The sequence below is a fragment of the Variovorax paradoxus genome (assembly GCF_030815975.1).
Lineage (GTDB): Bacteria > Pseudomonadota > Gammaproteobacteria > Burkholderiales > Burkholderiaceae_C > Variovorax > Variovorax paradoxus_N.
This window is the reverse complement of the sequence record NZ_JAUSXL010000002.1, coordinates 3,960,971-3,977,270: the sequence shown is the minus strand read 5'-3', so window position 1 is coordinate 3,977,270 and position 16,300 is coordinate 3,960,971. Positions and strand designations below refer to the sequence as shown.

Genomic DNA, 16,300 nt, shown 5'->3' with positions numbered 1-16,300 from the left:
GGCCCATGAACCCGCAGATGCGCCACCATCTCGTGCATGCCGGCTGGCTGGCCGCCGCGCTGGCGGCGCTGGGCGGCGTCTTTGCGCTCTACGTGCACCCGGATTTCCTGGTGGCGCTGGTCGACCAGGTCTGGTCCTGTTTCTGATGGCCATGAAAGATGCAGCGCCTTCGCATGGCGGAACGCAGCCGTCGGAATGGATCGTGCGGTGGTCGCACCTGCTTGCCCCTGGCGCTGCCGTGCTCGACGTGGCGTGCGGCCAGGGACGGCACATGCGGTGGTTCGCGGCGCGCGGGCATGAGGTCACGGGCGTGGACCGCTCGGCCGAAGCCGCCGGGGCCGCGGGCGCCTTCGGCCACGTGCTGACCGCCGACATCGAGTCCGGCCCCTGGCCCTTCGCGGGCCAGGCCTTCGGCGCGGTGGTCGTCACCAATTACCTGTGGCGCCCGCGCATGGCCGACATCGTGGCCGCGGTCGCGCCCGGCGGGGTGCTGCTCTACGAAACCTTCGCCGCGGGCAACGAGATGGTGGGCAAGCCCTCGCGGCCCGACTTCCTGCTGCAGCCCGGCGAGCTGCTGACCGCATGCAAGGAGTTGCGCGTGGTGGCCTACGAAGACGGCTTTCTTGCCGAACCGCCGCGCTTCGTGCAGCGCATTGCGGCCATCCGTGTCGGCCATGCCAACCCGGGCCAGCCCGCACGCCATCTGCTGCAGGCAAACTGACCCCGCCGGGGCGGCCGTTTCCGGGGACGCCGGAGTCAGTAGAATCGGCGCTTTCGTCCACCCGACAGAGAGATTCCCCTTGGAGCAACTGACAGGCAGCATCGTCGCTCTCGTCACGCCGATGCACGACGACGGCAGTGTCGACTACCCCGCCCTGCGCCGGCTGATCGACTGGCACATCGACGAAGGCACCGATTGCCTCGGCGTGGTCGGCACCACCGGCGAATCGCCCACGGTCGACGTGGAAGAGCATTGCGAGATCATCCGCGTGGCGGTCGAGCAGGCCAAGGGCCGCGTGCCCGTGATGGCCGGCTGCGGCGCCAATTCGACCAAGGAAGCCATCGAGCTCGCCAGGTTCGCCAAGGGCGTGGGCGCCGATTCGCAGCTGCAGGTCGTGCCCTACTACAACAAGCCGACGCAGGAAGGCCAGTACCAGCACTTCAAGGCCATTGCCGAAGCCGTGGGCGACCTGCCCACCGTGCTGTACAACGTGCCCGGCCGCACCGTGGCCGATATGGCGCACGACACCGTGCTGCGCCTGGCCCAGGTGCCGGGCATCATCGGCATCAAGGAAGCCACCGGCAACATCGAGCGCGCGCAGTGGCTCATCCGCGATCTGCCCAAGCACTTTGCCGTCTATTCCGGCGACGACCCCACTGCGGTGGCCCTCATGCTCTGCGGCGGCCAGGGCAACATCAGCGTCACGGCCAACATCGCGCCGCGCAAGATGCACGAGCTGTGCGTTGCGGCCATCGCGGGCGATGTGCGGCGCGCCATGCAGATCCAGTTCGAACTGACGCCGCTGCATCGCCACCTGTTCGTGGAACCCAATCCGATCCCGCTCAAGTGGGCCATGTCCAGGCTCGGACTGTGCGGCGGCGCATTGCGGCTGCCGCTCACCGAGCTGGCGGAAATGAACCAGCCCGTGGTCGAGGCCGCCCTGCGCGCCACCGGCCTGCTCAAGGGCTGAAGACCCCTTTTTCTTCTCGACACCCCCATCGCTTTCCCCTGCCGCATCGAGGTTACGCAACCTTTTGCCTGAACCGCGCTCAGAGAGTGCGGGCAATGCGGCCCACAGATTGACCGAACCCATTCCAACAAGGAAGACGACGTTGAAGAACCTTTCGCACATTTCGCGAGCTGCACTGCTGGCCACCCTCGTTGTCAGCCTCGCCGCCTGCTCCGTTCTCGAGAGCGACAAGATCGACTACAAGAGCGCCGGCAAGGCACCGACGCTCGAAGTCCCGCCCGACCTGTCGCAGCTCTCGCGCGAGAACCGCTATGCGGTGCCTGGCGGCGCGGTCACGGCCAACGCCTACCAGGCCGGTGCCGCCAACGCCCCGGGCATTCCGACCGCGGTGGCCAACATCGGCGACGTCCGCATGGAACGCTCGGGTACGCAGCGCTGGATCGTCATCAACCGTTCGCCCGACCAGCTCTGGGATCCGGTGAAGGACTTCTGGCAGGAAAGCGGCTTCCTCCTGACCACCGAGCAGCGCAACCTCGGCATCATGGAAACCGACTGGGCCGAGAACCGCGCCAAGCTGCCGCAGGACATCATCCGCGGCACGCTGGGCAAGCTGGTCGATTCGGTCTACTCGACCGGCGAACTCGACCGCTTCCGCACCCGCCTGGAGCGCACGCCCACGGGCACCGAGATCTTCATCAGCCACCGCGGCATGCAGGAGGTCTACAACAACAGCCGCCAGGACCAGACCGTCTGGCAGCCCCGCCCGAGCGACCCTGAACTCGAGACCGAGTTCCTGCGCCGCCTGATGGTCAAGCTCGGCGTGACGCAAGAGCAGTCGAAGATCCTGGCCGCCACCACCGCGCCGTCCAAGACCGCAACCGTCGCCAACGTGGGCGGCCAGCCGGTCGTGCAGATCAGCGAAGGCTTCGACCGCGCATGGCGCCGGGTGGGCCTGGCACTCGACCGCACCGGCTTCACCGTGGAAGACCGCGACCGCAGCGCCGGCATCTACTACGTGCGCTACGTGACCCCGAACCCCGACAAGAAGGAGCCCGGCTTCTTCGGCAAGCTGTTCGGCAGCTCCGACAAGAACGAAGCACCGATCAAGTTCCGCATCCTCGTGAAGGGCGGTCAGGGCGAGAGCACCACGGTCTCGGTGCTGAACGCAAGCGGCGCACCCGAAAGCTCGGCGAACGCGCAGCGCATCGTCCAGGTCATTGCGGACGACCTGAAGTAGCCCGCATGCTCCGCTTCCGAAGCCTCGGCAGCGGCAGCACGGGCAATGCCGCGCTGGTGGAATCCACCAGCGGCGGCCGTACCTCGCGGCTCCTGGTCGACTGCGGCTTCGGCCTGCGGCAGCTCGATCTGCGGCTCGCCAGGGCCGGCCTCGCGGCCGGCGACATCGACGCGATCTTCGTCACCCACGAGCATGGCGACCACATCGGCTGCGCCCACTCGCTGTCGCGGCGCAACCGCATTCCCGTCTGGATGAGCGAAGGCACCTGGCTGGCCACCGGTGGCCGCGATTTCGAAGGCCGGCTCAACCTGGCGCGGGACGATGCCGAATTTGCGGTCGGCGATATTTCGGTGCAGCCCTTCACGGTGCCGCACGATGCGCGCGAGCCGCTGCAGCTTCGCTGCTCCGATGGCGCCCGCACCCTGGGCGTGCTGACCGACCTGGGCCATGCCACCGCGCATGTGCTGGCCCGCTTGAGCGGCGTGCATGCGCTGCTGCTCGAGTTCAATCACGACAGCGAGCTGCTGGCCAACTCAGCCTATCCGGCATTCCTGAAGCTGCGCGTCGGCGGCAGGCACGGACACCTGTCCAACGAAGCGGCTGCGGAAATCGCGCGCGCGGTGCGCCACGACGGCCTGCGCCACGTGGTCGCGGCGCATCTGAGCGAGCAGAACAACCGCCCCGACATCGTGCGGCGGCTCATGGCCGAAGCCCTGGGCGGGCACGAGGCCGAAATGCTCACGGCCAGCGCGTCGGAAGGCTCGCCCTGGCTGGACGTCTGACCGCGTCGCGCGCGCCGCCCTGATCCGTTTCGGGCACCATGCAAAAAGCCGCCCACGAGGCGGCTTCTTGCCGGGCGGATGAACGCCCTGCCGAGCTTGTTATTTATTGCTTGGGCGCTTGATTCTTCTTGGCCTCTTCCGTCGCGGCATTGGCCGCGTCCAGGGCCGAGGAGGCGCCCGGCGAAGGCGTTGTTGCGGCCGACGGATCGGTGGTCGACGGGGCCGGCGTGACTGCGGGCGGCGGGGGCGCCGGCTCGGTCACCGGAGCGGGCGGGGGTGTCACAACCGCCGGTGCGGCGTCCTCTTTCTTTCCGCAGGCCACGAGTGCGGCAGCGGCAATCAACGAAGCGAGCAGGACGGACGATGACTTCTTCATGGAAACTCCTTTGGCAATGGATGTCTGAATGAAAAAATTCTAGACCCGCATCGCGGCCCGTTTGTGTCTCGCGGCCTCATTCGCGGCATTGGCTTACAAGCCCGATGTCGATGCCGGAAACGCCGGCCGCCCCGCCCGCCACGACTCATCCATGGTTTCGCGCAACTCGCGCCGTGCACGCGGATCGAAGCCGCACAGGCCGCGGCTGCGCTCGGGATCGGTGCGGTGGACGAACCACTCGGGCGTCCAGATGGCACTCGGCACCCCAGCGCTTCCCGCCTCCGCCCGCACCGCGCGACATTCGACGATGTGGTCCCACATGCGCCGCCATGGAACGAAGCGCGCATGGGTACGTTCGACCACATCGAAGCGCTGCGCCAGCAGGATCAAGCGGCGGCCCGTGGCCGACCAGTCCTGGAGCGCCTCGATGCTGGCGCGCTCGCCGAGCGGCCAGTCGGCGAAATCGGGGTCGCAGAAGACCAGCTCCCTCCAGCCCTGCCGGGCCGCGCTCGAAAGCGCGGCCCGCACGATGTCCGCGAAGGCCTCGCGGCCATCGAACCGTCCCTCGGGCAGCGATGGTGCGGCAGCCGCGGGGCGCTCACTCGGCATGAGCCCACCCCGCTTCGCACCACTCGGCCAGCAATGCGAGTGCGCCGTCGCTCGCGCGCGCCAGTTCGCGCGGCCCGAGCGCGCGCCGGTCGGCCAGCCGCCGCATCAGCGTTGCATCGGCCCCGCCCGCGCGAAAGCTCTCGCCATTGATGTAGAGGTGCCGCGTGTCGTAGAGCATGCGCGTGCGGCGGTCGAGCGCCACGGCGTGCAGCACGCCGGGCGACTCGGCGCCCTGATCGAACCAGACGTTGGCCTTGGGTTCGGTCAGCGATTCGCCCAATGCACGGTCGATGGCGTCCGGGTCGCGCAGCGCGGCATCGACCGCTTTGCGCGCAAAGGCCTGCAGCGCGGCCGGCATGGCGGCCGGCGCCTCGACCGCGGGCTGGGTCGGATCGCGATAGCGCGCCAACTCGGCGGGCCCTGCATCTTCCAGCGCCTCCGAATACGCCTGCGCCACGCGCGCCAGCAGGTCGGCGCCAAGCTCGCCCGCCGCGGAAGACCGCAGGCCGATGGAGCAGGTCATGCAGTCGTCGCCGACCGCCACGCCGTCGTGCGCATAGCGCGGCGGCAAATACAGCATGTCGCCCGGCTCGAGCACAAAGCTTTGCTCGGGCTCGAAGTTCTCGAGGATCTTGAGCGGCACGCCCTGCTGCAGGCGCAGGTCGCTCTGCTTGCCGATCGACCAGCGCCGCCTGCCCTGCGCCTGCAGCAGGAACACGTCGTAGCTGTCGAAATGCGCGCCCACGCCGCCCTGGTCGCTCGCGTAGCTGATCATCAGGTCGTCCAGCCGCGCATCGGGCAGGAAGCGGAACTGCTGCAGCAGCGCGTGCACGCCGTCGTGATGCAGGTCGACGCCCTGCACCAGCAGCGTCCATGCCGGCTGCTTGCGCGGCGGCAGTGCGCGGCGCGCGAGCGGCCCGTGCCGCAGCGTCCAGCCGGCCTTGCCGTGGCGGATGAGGCGCGATTCGACGTCCTCGCGCTCGGCCAGGGCAAAGAGCGCGCTGCGCTCGATCGGTGGCACCATGGCGGGAATGGCCTGGCGCACCAGCAGCGGTTTCTTCTGCCAATGCTGCCGCATGAACTGCGCGGCGCTCAGGCCGCCGAGCAACGGCAGCGGTTGTGTAATCTCCATGGGAGAATTCTGCAATGGAAATCTCTGAACAATGCGTGGTCGGCCTGACCTGGACAATGAAAGACACTCTGGGCGAAGTGCTGGACGTGCTCGATGAACCGGTGGAATTCATGGTGGGGGGCGATGACCTCTTCGATGTGATCGAAGCCGCCCTGCAGGGCCACGAGCCCGGCGCCCGGGTGCAATTGCAGCTCGAACCCGAGCAGGGCTTCGGCGACTTCAACGACCAGCTGCTTTTTCTCGAGCCGCGTTCGCTGTTCCCCGAAGGCACCGAGGAAGGCATGACCTTCGACGGCGCCGCACTGCCCCCGGGCGTGAGCGAGGCCATGCCCAAGGACGTGATCTACACCGTGGCCGAGATCTATCCGGAGCACCTGGTGCTCGACGGCAACCATCCGCTCGCCGGCATCGCGATCCGGCTCGACATCACGGTGCGCTCGGTGCGCGAGGCCACCGAAGAAGAAGTCGGCAGTGGCACGGCGGGCACGGCCTTTTTCAAGGTGCCGCCGACCGCACCAGGCAACGATCTGCTGCACTGAGCGGCAGGCGGGCGGGCGGGCAAGCAAAAGCCGGGCACTGCCCGGCTTTTGTGCTTGTTGCGCAGCCTGGCTACATGCGCGAGATCTGGCCGTTGTCGATGCGCACGCGGTCGCCGATGCGCAGATCGCCCGGGTGCTGCACATCGAAGGCACGGTAGGCGCCGCGGTCGGTCTGCACCGAGATGCGATAGCTCTCGTAAGCGCGCGGCCCGCTGGCCTGTCCCTCGATGGTGTTGCCCAGCAGCGCACCGCCCACGATGCCCAGGGCGGTTGCCGCGGCGCGGCCGCTGCCGTGCCCGAACTGGTTGCCCACCACGCCGCCGACGACACCACCCGCCACGGCGCCACCACCGGTGGTGCCGCCGCCCGCGGTTTCGCTGCGCAGCACCTCGATGTTGGCCACGTGGCCGTATTCGACATAGGCCGCTTCCTGGTACGGAACGGCCTGCGGCGGAGCCTGGTAGGGATAGCGCGAGGTGTGATAGACCGGCGCGGGGGCGACGCAGGCCGTGAGCGTGGCAAGCGCCACCACGGAAGCGGCAATGGAAATGAAGCGCGTTGAAATTTTCATGTTGAGAGGCTCCTCGGATAAATCGGCGCATCCCGATGCGCCAAAGCCTGTATCCAACGTCTTTCCCGCAACGGGGATGACGCAAGACACACACCGAAACGTAGGAGCGCGCCGCGAATCGTCAGTTCCGGTCTTTACGGGCCCGACACCCAGCCGGGCGGCGGACCGCAAGCTCAGTGCTTGCCCGTGGAGCCGTAGCCGCCTTCGCCGCGTTGCGAAGCTGCAAATTCCGTGACCACACGAAACTGCGCCTGCACGACCGGCACGATCACGAGTTGCGCAAGCCGCTCCATCGGCTGGAGCACGAAGGGCGTGTCGCTGCGGTTCCAGGCGCTGATCTTGAGTTCGCCCTGGTAGTCGCTGTCGATCAGGCCCACGAGATTGCCGAGCACGATGCCGTGCTTGTGGCCGAGGCCCGAGCGCGGAAGGATCAGCGCCGCATAGGCCGGGTCGGCCAGGTGGATTGCGATGCCGGTGCCCACGAGCTGCCAGCCGTTGGGCTCCAGCGTGACAGGTGCATCGAGGCAGGCCCTGAGATCGAGCCCTGCGCTGCCGGGCGTGGCATAGGCGGGCAATTGGTCCACCATGCGTGGATCGAGGATACGGACGTCTACTTTCACTTCTACTTGCCTTGCTTGTGTTGCTGTTCTCTTTGCTTGCGGGCGGCTTCCTCGAGCAGCTGCTGCCACTTGGCGACGCCGGGTGAGAGCTTCAATCCCTTCAACTTGCTGGCGAGCCAGAAAGCCGCACCCGCCAGGAACACCAGCACGACGAGCGACACGCCGGCCGACCACAGCGCCAGGAGCACCACGGCCCCCACGGCAGCCATGATCCTGAGCGCCGTGGGCGTCAGCGCTCCGGCGCCAGGCGCCGAGGTGTCCCCGTTCGACGATTCGCGCCGCTGCGCTGCGGCCGCCGCGGCACCCTGCGCGCCCGGCGCGGGCGTGATGCCCACGTCGAGCCCATGGTCGCCCTCGTGCGCTGCCCGCTTCGGCAATGCGGCCTGGGCCGACAGCCGCTCGACGTAGCTGGCGAAATCGCCATTGGGCGGTGTGTTCCATTGGGGGTTCATCAGACTCTCCAGTCGGGCAGGCGGGCAGCGATCTCGGTCATGAGTTCGCGCGCCAGGGTGAGCTTGGGCGCACGCGGCAACTCGCGCGTGCTCTTTGCATCCACCAGCAGCAGCGTATTCTCGTCCTGCCCGAAGGTCAGCGGACCGATATTGCCGACCAGGAGCGGAATTCCCTTGCGCTCGCGCTTGGCCTTGGCGTGCTCGACCAGGTTCTCGCTCTCTGCCGCGAAGCCTACGCAGAACAGCTTGCGCGACTGCGCGCGCTCGCTCTTCGCCACCGCCAGCAGGATGTCGGTGTTCTCGACGAAATTCAGCACGGGTGTCTTGCCGCTGCCGTCCTTCTTGATCTTCTGCTCGCTGTGGGTGGCAGGCCGCCAGTCGGCGACAGCGGCCGTCGCTACAAAAATGCTAGCGGACTGCGCAGCCCGCAAGGTGGCCTGGAGCATGTCCTGCGCGGAAAGCACGTCGATGCGGTTCACCCCGCGCGGGGTTGGCAGGTGCACCGGACCGGCCACCAGCGTGACTTCGGCGCCGGCCTCGTGCGCGGCGCGCGCAATGGCAAAACCCATCTTGCCCGACGAATGGTTGGTGATGCCCCGTATCGGATCGAGCGGCTCGAAGGTGGGGCCTGCGGTCACCAGCACTTTCTGGCCCGCCAGCAGCTTCGGCGCGAAGAAGGCCGTGATGTCCTCCAGCAGTTGTGCCGGCTCGAGCATGCGGCCGTCGCCGGTCTCGCCGCAGGCCTGCCAGCCGCTGCCCACGCCCAGCACCACGGCACCGTCGGCCGACACCTGCATCAGGTTGCGCTGGGTGGCGGGATGCGCCCACATCTCGCGGTTCATGGCCGGGGCAATCAGGAGCGGCACGCGGTCCATCGGACGGGCGAGGCACATCAGGCTCAGCAGGTCGTCGGCCCTGCCCTGCACCAGCCGCGCCACGAAATCGGCGCTGCAGGGCGCCAACACGATGGCATCGGCCTCGCGGCTCAGGTTGATGTGCGGCATGTTGTTGGGCTCGCGCGCATCCCACTGCGAGGTGTAGACCGTGCGCCCCGAAAGCGCCTGCATCGTGACCGGCGTGATGAACTGCTCCGCCGCCTCGGTCATCACGACCTGGACGGTGGCGCCCGCCTTCACGAACAGGCGGCACAGCTCCGCCGACTTGTAGCAGGCAATACCACCGGTAAGGCCCAGGACGATGTGTTTGCCGGCGAGATCTTGCATATCGCCGAAGTGTAATGACACCGCCTTTGCGCAGGGCGCCGCGCACGGCCGCCCGAAGCGTCCGGCCCCAGAACAGGGAAGGAGAAGCGCATGCAGCGCGCGGAGCCTGGGGGCGAGCCATATACAATCGCAATTTCCCACTGCCCGGATTCACGCATCCGGAACTGGCATGACCAAATTTGTCTTCGTCACCGGTGGCGTCGTATCTTCCCTTGGCAAGGGAATCGCCTCCGCCTCCCTCGCCGCGATCCTCGAATCGCGCGGCCTCAAGGTCACTCTCATCAAGCTCGATCCGTACATCAATGTCGACCCCGGCACGATGTCACCGTTCCAGCATGGCGAGGTGTTCGTCACCGACGACGGTGCCGAGACCGACCTCGACCTCGGCCACTACGAGCGCTTCATCACCACGCGGATGCGCAAGGCCAACAACTTCACCACCGGCCAGATCTACAAGTCCGTGCTCGAGAAAGAGCGCCGCGGCGATTACCTCGGCAAGACGGTGCAGGTGATCCCGCACATCACCAACGAGATCCAGGAATACATCAAGCGCGGCGCCGGCCTCGGCACCGCGCACGAGGTGGACGTGGCCATCGTGGAGATCGGCGGCACCGTGGGTGACATCGAATCGCTCCCCTTCCTTGAAGCCGTGCGCCAGATGAGCCTGCGCAACGGCCCGAACAACTCGGCCTTCGTGCACCTGAGCTACGTGCCCTGGATCGCCGCCGCCGGCGAGCTCAAGACCAAGCCCACGCAGCACACCGCCAAGGAACTGCGCGCCATCGGCATCCAGGCCGACGTGCTGCTGTGCCGTGCCGACCGCCCGATCCCCGACGACGAGCGCGCCAAGATCTCGCTGTTCTCGAACGTGCCCGAATGGGGCGTGATCTCCATGTGGGACGTCGACACCATCTACAAGGTGCCGCGCATGCTGCACGAGCAGGGCCTGGACGGCCTGATCTGCGACAAGCTGCGCATCAACACGCCGCCGGCCAAGCTGCAGCGCTGGGACGAGCTGGTGTACGAGGTCGAGCACCCGCAACAGGAAGTAAGCATTGCGATGGTCGGCAAGTACGTCGACCTGTCCGACAGCTACAAGTCGCTGAACGAAGCACTGCGCCACGCCGGCATGAAGAACCATGCGCGCGTGAAGATCGACTACATCGATTCTGAGACCATTTCCCCGCAGGACGTCTCGCGGCTTGCCAAGTACGACGCGATCCTGGTGCCCGGCGGTTTCGGCCAGCGCGGCGTCGAAGGCAAGATCTCGGCCGCGCGCTTCGCCCGCGAAGGCAAGGTGCCTTATCTGGGCATCTGCCTGGGCATGCAGGTGGCCACCATCGAATACGCGCGCCACGTGGCGGGCCTCAAGAACGCCAACAGCACCGAGTTCGACCCCGAAACGCCCTGCCCCGTGATCGCGCTGATCACCGAGTGGAAGGACGCCGACGGCACCGTGAAAACGCGCAACGAGAAGTCCGACCTCGGCGGCACCATGCGCCTGGGCGCACAGAGCTCCGACGTCTCGGCCGGCACGCTGGCCCACAGCATCTACGGCGACGTGGTGACCGAACGCCACCGCCACCGCTACGAAGCCAACGTCAACTACCTCGACGAACTGCGCGCCGCCGGCCTCGTGATCTCCGCGCTGACGCAGCGCGAGCACCTGACCGAGATCGTCGAGCTGCCGCAGGACGTGCACCCGTGGTTCATGGGCGTGCAGTTCCACCCTGAATTCAAGTCGACGCCGTGGAGCGGCCATCCGCTCTTCAATGCCTTCATCAAGGCGGCGCTCGAACACAAGGCCCGCAGCGCGGGCGGTGCAAAGAACCTGAAGGCTGTGGCATGAAACTTTGCGGATTCGACATCGGGCTCGACCAGCCCTTCTTCCTGATTGCCGGCCCCTGCGTGGTCGAATCCGAGCAATTGCAGATGGACACAGCCGGCACGCTGAAGGAAATCACTTCCTCGCTCGGCATTCCCTTCATCTTCAAGAGCAGCTTCGACAAGGCCAACCGTTCGTCCGGCACCAGCTTTCGCGGCCCGGGCCGCGAGAAGGGCCTGGAGATCCTGGCCAAGGTGAAGCGCGAACTCGGCCTGCCCCTGCTGACCGACGTTCACACCGAAGAAGACATCACCGAGGCCGCCAAGGTGGTCGACGTGCTGCAGACGCCCGCCTTCCTGTGCCGCCAGACCGACTTCATCCGCGCGGTGGCGCAGTCGGGCAAGCCGGTGAACATCAAGAAGGGCCAGTTCCTCGCGCCGCACGACATGAAGAACGTGATCGACAAGGCGCGTGCGGCGGCCAAGGAAGCCGGCCTGCCCGAAGACAGTTTCATGGCCTGCGAGCGCGGCGCGAGCTTTGGCTACAACAACCTGGTGTCGGACATGCGTTCGCTCGCGATCATGCGCGAGACCGGCGCGCCCGTGGTGTTCGACGCCACCCACTCGGTGCAACTGCCGGGCGGCCAGGGCACGAGCTCGGGGGGCCAGCGCGAGATGGTGCCGGTGCTGGCGCGAGCGGCCATCGCGGTCGGCGTGGCCGGTGTCTTCATGGAGACGCACCCCGACCCCGCCAAGGCCTTGAGCGACGGCCCCAACGCCGTGCCGCTCAAGCACATGAAGGCCCTGTTGGAAACGCTGCTCGAGCTGGACCGCATTACCAAGAAGAACGGCTTCCTCGAAAGCTCCTTCAACTGAGCCCCACAACAAGACAATTGGAGAACACCGTGGCCCCTGCCTACATCATCGTCGACATGAAGATCACCGACCCCGAACAGTACAAGCAGTACATGGCCGAGGCGCCCGCCGCGGTGAAGGCAGCGGGCGGCGAGTACCTGGTGCGCGGCGGCCGCTTCGAGACCATGGAAGGCAGCTGGCAGCCCGCGCGCGTGGCCATGCTGCGCTTCCCCAGCTATGAGAAGGCCAAGGCTTTCTACGACGACGAGCTGTACCGCGCCGCGCGCACCAAACGTGCCGGCGCGACCGAGTTCTTCAACATGGTTCTGGTCGAGGGCGTTTCCGCCCCGGTCTGAGATGAGATTCCGTTCAATCGAAAGGCAATAAGTGAGTGCAATCGTAGACATCGTCGGCCGCGAAATCCTCGACAGCCGCGGCAATCCCACAGTCGAGTGCGACGTGCTGCTCGAATCGGGCACCATGGGCCGTGCGGCCGTGCCCTCGGGCGCATCAACCGGTTCGCGCGAAGCCATCGAGCTGCGAGACGGCGACAAGAAGCGCTATCTCGGCAAGGGCGTGCTCAAGGCGGTGGAGAACATCAACACCGAAATCTCGGAATCCGTGCTCGGCCTGGACGCCAGCGAGCAGGCCTTCCTCGACCGCACGATGATCGACCTGGACGGCACCGACAACAAGGGCCGCCTGGGCGCCAACGCCACCCTCGCCGTCTCGATGGCCGTGGCACGCGCCGCGGCCGAAGAGTCGGGCCTGCCGCTGTACCGCTACTTCGGCGGCATGGGCGGCATGCAGCTGCCGGTGCCGATGATGAACGTCATCAACGGCGGCGCGCACGCCAACAACAGCCTCGACCTGCAGGAGTTCATGATCATCCCCGTGGGGGCGCCGAGCTTCCGCGAGGCCGTGCGCTACGGCGCCGAAGTGTTCCACGCGCTCAAGAAGATCCTGGGCGACCGCGGCATCAGCACGGCGGTCGGCGACGAAGGCGGTTTCGCACCCAGCGTCGAAAGCCATGAAGCGGCAATCCAGCTGATCCTCGAAGCCATCGACAAGGCCGGCTATGTGGCGGGCGAGCAGATTGCGCTTGGCCTCGACTGCGCCGCCAGCGAGTTCTACAAGGACGGCAACTACGTGCTGTCGGGCGAGAACCTCACGCTGTCGGCCGGCAACTGGGCCGACATGCTTGCGACCTGGGTCGACAAGTACCCGATCATCAGCATCGAAGACGGCATGCACGAAGGCGACTGGGACGGCTGGAAGCTGCTCACCGACCGCCTGGGCAAGCGCGTGCAGCTGGTGGGCGACGACCTGTTCGTCACCAACACCAAGATCCTGCAGGAAGGCATCGACAAGGGCATTGCCAACTCGATCCTGATCAAGATCAACCAGATCGGCACGCTGACCGAAACCTTCGCCGCCATCGAGATGGCCAAGCGCGCGGGCTACACGGCCGTGATCTCGCACCGTTCGGGCGAAACCGAGGACAGCACCATCGCCGACATCGCGGTGGGCACCAACGCGGGCCAGATCAAGACCGGCTCGCTCTCGCGCTCGGACCGCATCGCCAAGTACAACCAGCTGCTGCGCATCGAAGAAGACCTCGGCGACATCGCCAGCTATCCCGGCCGCGGCGCGTTCTACAACCTGAAGTAGCGCGCGAAGCCGGCGGCATGCGCTCGCGCCTCGTTCCACCCATCGTGCTGTTGCTGCTGCTGGTCATCCTGCAGTGGCAGCTGTGGAACGGGCGCGGCAGCGTGCGCGACGTGGCGCAGCTGCAGTCCAAGCTGGCCGACCAGAAGGCGTCCAACGCCAAGGCCGTGGTGAACAACGAGCGGCTGGCCTCCGAGGTCAATGACCTCAAGATCGGGCTCGAGATGGTCGAAGAACGTGCACGGCAGGAGCTGGGCATGGTCAAGCCCAACGAAGTGTTCGTTCAGGTCACCCACTGAATATGGCCCCCACGCTCGGCACTGCGTGTCCTCGCTGCCCCCCGAGGGGGCCGCTCGCGCCTTGGGGCGGCCCGGCGGCGTTCGTCCGCTGATGCCCGAGTTCTTCTCGGCCCCCGCATTCGCGCTCTGGGGCTCACCGGTCAGCTGGCTCGAACTCGTGGCCGCGGTGCTGGCGCTTGCCATGGTCGGCTGCAACATGCGCGAGATCCACTGGGGTTGGCCGCTGGCGATCATCAGTTCGCTGCTTTACGTGGCGGTGTTCGCGCAGGCGCGCATCTACGGCGACGCCTCGCTGCAGGTGTTCTTCGCGATCGTCGCCTTCTGGGGCTGGTCGCAATGGCTGCGCGGCCACCGCGCCGATGGCAGCGCCTTGCACATCAGTCGGCTTTCACCGCGCGGCATGGCGCTGGCACTTGCGGCCTGCGCGCTGGCATGGCCCGCGGTCGCACTCTTCCTGCGCCGCTTCACCGACACCGACGTGCCCTGGTGGGACGGATTCTCGACCGGGCTCAGCCTCGTCGGCCAATTCCTGCTTGGGCGCAAGTTCATCGAGAACTGGCTCATCTGGCTCGCGGTGAACCTCGTGAGCGTGGGCCTGTTCATCCACAAGGGCCTGTGGCTCACGGTCGGGCTCTATGCCGTGTTCGCGGTGCTCAGCGTGGCGGGCTTTCTTGCGTGGCGCACGCGCATGCACGACGGGGCCCTGCGCGCATGACGCCCATGCTGCCGGCCGGATGCGTGATTGCGCTGCTCGGTGCCGAGAGCACCGGCAAGACCGAACTCGCCCGCGCGCTGGCGCGGCGCCTGCAGGAACGCGGCATCGCCACCACGCTGGTGGGCGAATACCTGCGCGAATGGTGCGGCCGCGAAGGCCGCACGCCCCGTTCCGACGAGCAGCGGGCCATTGCAGAAGAGCAGACGCGCCGCATCGATGCTGCGGCGGCTTCGGGTGTGGTGGTGGCCGACACCACGGCCCTCATGACCGCGGTCTACAGCGAACTGCTGTTCGGCGACACCTCGCTCCATGCCGACGCGCTGGCAGCGCAGGCGCGCTACGCGATCACCCTGCTGAGCGCACTCGACATCCCGTGGATCGCTGACCCGTTGCGCGATGGCGATCACGCGCGCGAACCGACGGACGCGCTGGTGCGCGCGGCACTTTCGGGCGCAAGGCTTTCTTTCGCCGTGGTGCATGGCACCGGCAGCGAAAGGCTCTCCAATGCGTGGAACGCCATCAATTCCATTGCCGGCAGCGAAGGCCGGGCCCGCGCGCGGGGCCGCGCCGAATCGAAACCCGCCTCCTGGTCATGGCCTTGCGAGAAGTGCTCCGACCCGGAATGCGAGCATCGGCTTTTCAGCGACCTGCTCGGACGCCGCGACACTCCTTCAACTCCCGGTTCGGAGACCTGATGTTCCCGCTTCGTTTCTCTCATCTCTCCGGCATCTTCCTTGCCGCGCTGCTGGCAGCGGCTGCCGCTGCCACGGCCGCGCCCGTAGCGGCCACCGTCGAGAACGCCACCACGGCCACCGCCTGCGCCGAGGAAGACAACGTGTCGATGGTGCTGCGCGGCGAAGGCATCCGGCGCATGCGCATCGAGGCGCTGCAGCCGGCCTACCTCGACAGCGTCGGCAACGACACCACCGCGCCCGACTTCTCGGGCTGCAACTTCGACGGCGGTGCGCATCCCACCGATCCCGCGCACAAGTTCAAGCCGCGCCGCGTGGTGCTGCTCGATGACGCGCAGTGGCGCATCGTCGGCATGACGCTGCCCAGCTTCTGGCGGCCGCAGCAGGTGCCGGTGCGCGTGGGTGCGCGCACGGACCGCGGCTTTCACATGCTGCAGATCTTCCGCAAGGAAGAAGGCAAGGCACTCGAAGCGCTGGTGCTCTACCCGGCCGACGGCTACTGGCGCATCAAGCCGCTGCCGCAGGCACGCTTCGGCGACGGGGTCTATGGCTCCTCGTTCCTGCTCGGCCCGGTCGAACAAGGCAGCCGGCCGGTGGTCGACATTGCGTCGATCCGCATCGTGCCGAAGCCGCTGGCCATCCACCTGCGCTTTGTCGGGGGCGGCAGCGCGGTGGCCAAGGTGTCCGAGATCAGCCGCGAGCGCACCGCGCTCGACGTGACGCTCTCCAAGCCCACGGCCAACGCGCGGCCCTTTGCCGTGCTGCGCTCGATGTACGTGGCACCCGACAACGCCGATGTGAGCGAACTGCGCTGGCAGGAATCGCCCGAAGCCGCGGAACAGGCGCTGCCCCTGCCCGACGTGAAGACGCTGAGCGCCACGCAAGTGCGCTTCGGGCGCAGCCTGCCGTCGCGCCACAACACCAGTGCACCCGATATCGCGTTCAGCGATTTCGACGGCAAGGCGCCGCGCTGAGCGGGGCGCGCCGCCGGCTCGCCCATGCGCCGAACCTCACT

Annotated in this window: 21 protein-coding genes; 14 read left to right on the top strand and 7 right to left on the bottom strand. The window is 67.2% G+C overall.

Annotated elements, in window-relative coordinates:
• Positions 1 to 5: 5 nt before the first annotated feature.
• The 5 genes from QFZ47_RS22410 (at position 6) to QFZ47_RS22390 (ending at position 3,710) form a co-directional block, all read left to right on the top strand.
• On the top strand, positions 6 to 146 hold the full coding sequence (locus tag QFZ47_RS22410) for a hypothetical protein (RefSeq protein WP_307657724.1): 141 nt from the start codon (positions 6 to 8) through the stop codon (positions 144 to 146).
• Positions 147 to 151: 5 nt separating this feature from the next.
• Positions 152 to 721, top strand: a complete 570-nt coding sequence (locus tag QFZ47_RS22405) for a class I SAM-dependent methyltransferase (RefSeq protein WP_307658993.1) — start codon at positions 152 to 154, stop codon at positions 719 to 721.
• A gap of 43 nt (positions 722 to 764) precedes the next feature.
• The gene (dapA, locus tag QFZ47_RS22400; protein ID WP_370880645.1) at positions 765 to 1,691 is read left to right on the top strand and encodes a 4-hydroxy-tetrahydrodipicolinate synthase; all 927 of its coding nucleotides are present in this window, start codon (positions 765 to 767) and stop codon (positions 1,689 to 1,691) included.
• Positions 1,692 to 1,833: 142 nt separating this feature from the next.
• The gene (gene bamC / locus QFZ47_RS22395) at positions 1,834 to 2,928 is read left to right on the top strand and encodes an NlpB/DapX family lipoprotein (protein ID WP_307657722.1); all 1,095 of its coding nucleotides are present in this window, start codon (positions 1,834 to 1,836) and stop codon (positions 2,926 to 2,928) included.
• A gap of 5 nt (positions 2,929 to 2,933) precedes the next feature.
• On the top strand, positions 2,934 to 3,710 hold the full coding sequence (locus tag QFZ47_RS22390) for an MBL fold metallo-hydrolase (RefSeq protein WP_307657721.1): 777 nt from the start codon (positions 2,934 to 2,936) through the stop codon (positions 3,708 to 3,710).
• 103 nt (positions 3,711 to 3,813) lie between these two features.
• Here QFZ47_RS22390 and QFZ47_RS22385 read toward each other — a convergent pair whose 3' ends face one another.
• The 3 genes from QFZ47_RS22385 to QFZ47_RS22375 all read right to left on the bottom strand — a co-directional run bounded on the left by QFZ47_RS22385 (position 3,814) and on the right by QFZ47_RS22375 (position 5,827).
• Positions 3,814 to 4,086: a hypothetical protein gene (locus QFZ47_RS22385; protein ID WP_307657720.1), complete on the bottom strand. Its 273-nt coding sequence runs from the start codon at positions 4,084 to 4,086 to the stop codon at positions 3,814 to 3,816.
• Between the two features lie 93 nt (positions 4,087 to 4,179).
• Positions 4,180 to 4,695, bottom strand: coding sequence for a hypothetical protein (locus tag QFZ47_RS22380; protein ID WP_307657719.1), 516 nt, complete (start codon positions 4,693 to 4,695; stop codon positions 4,180 to 4,182).
• Entirely contained in the window at positions 4,685 to 5,827 is a 1,143-nt protein-coding gene (locus tag QFZ47_RS22375; protein ID WP_307657718.1) for a JmjC domain-containing protein, read from the bottom strand. The genes QFZ47_RS22380 and QFZ47_RS22375 overlap by 11 nt, the downstream gene beginning before the upstream one ends.
• Positions 5,828 to 5,841: 14 nt before the next feature.
• Here QFZ47_RS22375 and QFZ47_RS22370 point away from each other — a divergent pair, with 14 nt between their 5' ends.
• Complete coding sequence (locus QFZ47_RS22370; RefSeq protein ID WP_307657717.1) at positions 5,842 to 6,366, top strand: FKBP-type peptidyl-prolyl cis-trans isomerase; 525 nt, start codon at positions 5,842 to 5,844, stop codon at positions 6,364 to 6,366.
• 70 nt (positions 6,367 to 6,436) lie between these two features.
• On the opposite strand, the gene QFZ47_RS22365 is transcribed toward QFZ47_RS22370, so the two are convergent.
• The 4 genes from QFZ47_RS22365 to coaBC form a co-directional block, all read right to left on the bottom strand.
• A complete protein-coding gene (locus QFZ47_RS22365) occupies positions 6,437 to 6,937 on the bottom strand; it encodes a glycine zipper 2TM domain-containing protein (RefSeq protein WP_307657716.1) in 501 nt (166 codons plus the stop codon).
• A gap of 173 nt (positions 6,938 to 7,110) precedes the next feature.
• Positions 7,111 to 7,557: a dUTP diphosphatase gene (dut, locus tag QFZ47_RS22360; protein ID WP_307657715.1), complete on the bottom strand. Its 447-nt coding sequence runs from the start codon at positions 7,555 to 7,557 to the stop codon at positions 7,111 to 7,113.
• Between the two features lie 2 nt (positions 7,558 to 7,559).
• The gene (locus QFZ47_RS22355) at positions 7,560 to 8,009 is read right to left on the bottom strand and encodes a hypothetical protein (protein ID WP_307657714.1); all 450 of its coding nucleotides are present in this window, start codon (positions 8,007 to 8,009) and stop codon (positions 7,560 to 7,562) included.
• Positions 8,009 to 9,232: a bifunctional phosphopantothenoylcysteine decarboxylase/phosphopantothenate--cysteine ligase CoaBC gene (gene coaBC / locus QFZ47_RS22350; RefSeq protein ID WP_307657713.1), complete on the bottom strand. Its 1,224-nt coding sequence runs from the start codon at positions 9,230 to 9,232 to the stop codon at positions 8,009 to 8,011. The genes QFZ47_RS22355 and coaBC overlap by 1 nt, the downstream gene beginning before the upstream one ends.
• A 169-nt stretch (positions 9,233 to 9,401) precedes the next feature.
• On the opposite strand from coaBC, the gene pyrG reads away from it, so the two are divergent.
• The 8 genes from pyrG to QFZ47_RS22310 all read left to right on the top strand — a co-directional run bounded on the left by pyrG (position 9,402) and on the right by QFZ47_RS22310 (position 16,259).
• Positions 9,402 to 11,081 (top strand): CTP synthase, encoded by a 1,680-nt coding sequence (gene pyrG / locus QFZ47_RS22345; protein WP_307657712.1) that lies wholly within the window; start codon positions 9,402 to 9,404, stop codon positions 11,079 to 11,081.
• On the top strand, positions 11,078 to 11,932 hold the full coding sequence (gene kdsA, locus QFZ47_RS22340) for a 3-deoxy-8-phosphooctulonate synthase (RefSeq protein WP_307657711.1): 855 nt from the start codon (positions 11,078 to 11,080) through the stop codon (positions 11,930 to 11,932). Before pyrG ends, kdsA begins: the two co-directional genes overlap by 4 nt.
• 29 nt (positions 11,933 to 11,961) lie before the next feature.
• Complete coding sequence (locus QFZ47_RS22335) at positions 11,962 to 12,267, top strand: DUF1330 domain-containing protein (protein ID WP_307657710.1); 306 nt, start codon at positions 11,962 to 11,964, stop codon at positions 12,265 to 12,267.
• A 31-nt stretch (positions 12,268 to 12,298) separates the two neighbouring features.
• Complete coding sequence (eno, locus tag QFZ47_RS22330) at positions 12,299 to 13,582, top strand: phosphopyruvate hydratase (RefSeq protein ID WP_055805298.1); 1,284 nt, start codon at positions 12,299 to 12,301, stop codon at positions 13,580 to 13,582.
• Between the two features lie 17 nt (positions 13,583 to 13,599).
• Positions 13,600 to 13,878, top strand: a complete 279-nt coding sequence (gene ftsB / locus QFZ47_RS22325) for a cell division protein FtsB (protein WP_021008104.1) — start codon at positions 13,600 to 13,602, stop codon at positions 13,876 to 13,878.
• 91 nt (positions 13,879 to 13,969) lie between these two features.
• Positions 13,970 to 14,593, top strand: coding sequence for a nicotinamide riboside transporter PnuC (gene pnuC / locus QFZ47_RS22320; RefSeq protein WP_307658992.1), 624 nt, complete (start codon positions 13,970 to 13,972; stop codon positions 14,591 to 14,593).
• Positions 14,590 to 15,288 carry an AAA family ATPase gene (locus QFZ47_RS22315; RefSeq protein ID WP_307657709.1) on the top strand — a complete coding sequence of 233 codons (699 nt, stop codon included), beginning with the start codon at positions 14,590 to 14,592 and terminating at the stop codon, positions 15,286 to 15,288. Before pnuC ends, QFZ47_RS22315 begins: the two co-directional genes overlap by 4 nt.
• Positions 15,288 to 16,259, top strand: a complete 972-nt coding sequence (locus tag QFZ47_RS22310; protein WP_307657708.1) for a hypothetical protein — start codon at positions 15,288 to 15,290, stop codon at positions 16,257 to 16,259. The genes QFZ47_RS22315 and QFZ47_RS22310 overlap by 1 nt, the downstream gene beginning before the upstream one ends.
• The last annotated feature ends 41 nt before the right edge of the window (positions 16,260 to 16,300 follow it).

Bases quoted from the DNA above. Each gene is read 5' to 3' on its own strand.
- QFZ47_RS22380 (WP_307657719.1), bottom strand. From the start codon at position 4,695: ATGCCGAGTGAGCGCCCCGCGGCTGCCGCACCATCGCTGCCCGAGGGA.
- pyrG (WP_307657712.1), top strand. From the start codon at position 9,402: ATGACCAAATTTGTCTTCGTCACCGGTGGCGTCGTATCTTCCCTTGGC.
- QFZ47_RS22355 (WP_307657714.1), bottom strand. From the start codon at position 8,009: ATGAACCCCCAATGGAACACACCGCCCAATGGCGATTTCGCCAGCTAC.
- QFZ47_RS22315 (WP_307657709.1), top strand. From the start codon at position 14,590: ATGACGCCCATGCTGCCGGCCGGATGCGTGATTGCGCTGCTCGGTGCC.
- QFZ47_RS22310 (WP_307657708.1), top strand. From the start codon at position 15,288: ATGTTCCCGCTTCGTTTCTCTCATCTCTCCGGCATCTTCCTTGCCGCG.
- pnuC (WP_307658992.1), top strand. From the start codon at position 13,970: ATGCCCGAGTTCTTCTCGGCCCCCGCATTCGCGCTCTGGGGCTCACCG.
- kdsA (WP_307657711.1), top strand. From the start codon at position 11,078: ATGAAACTTTGCGGATTCGACATCGGGCTCGACCAGCCCTTCTTCCTG.
- ftsB (WP_021008104.1), top strand. From the start codon at position 13,600: ATGCGCTCGCGCCTCGTTCCACCCATCGTGCTGTTGCTGCTGCTGGTC.
- QFZ47_RS22375 (WP_307657718.1), bottom strand. From the start codon at position 5,827: ATGGAGATTACACAACCGCTGCCGTTGCTCGGCGGCCTGAGCGCCGCG.
- QFZ47_RS22365 (WP_307657716.1), bottom strand. From the start codon at position 6,937: ATGAAAATTTCAACGCGCTTCATTTCCATTGCCGCTTCCGTGGTGGCG.
- QFZ47_RS22370 (WP_307657717.1), top strand. From the start codon at position 5,842: ATGGAAATCTCTGAACAATGCGTGGTCGGCCTGACCTGGACAATGAAA.
- QFZ47_RS22385 (WP_307657720.1), bottom strand. From the start codon at position 4,086: ATGAAGAAGTCATCGTCCGTCCTGCTCGCTTCGTTGATTGCCGCTGCC.
- QFZ47_RS22390 (WP_307657721.1), top strand. From the start codon at position 2,934: ATGCTCCGCTTCCGAAGCCTCGGCAGCGGCAGCACGGGCAATGCCGCG.
- QFZ47_RS22410 (WP_307657724.1), top strand. From the start codon at position 6: ATGAACCCGCAGATGCGCCACCATCTCGTGCATGCCGGCTGGCTGGCC.
- QFZ47_RS22405 (WP_307658993.1), top strand. From the start codon at position 152: ATGAAAGATGCAGCGCCTTCGCATGGCGGAACGCAGCCGTCGGAATGG.
- coaBC (WP_307657713.1), bottom strand. From the start codon at position 9,232: ATGCAAGATCTCGCCGGCAAACACATCGTCCTGGGCCTTACCGGTGGT.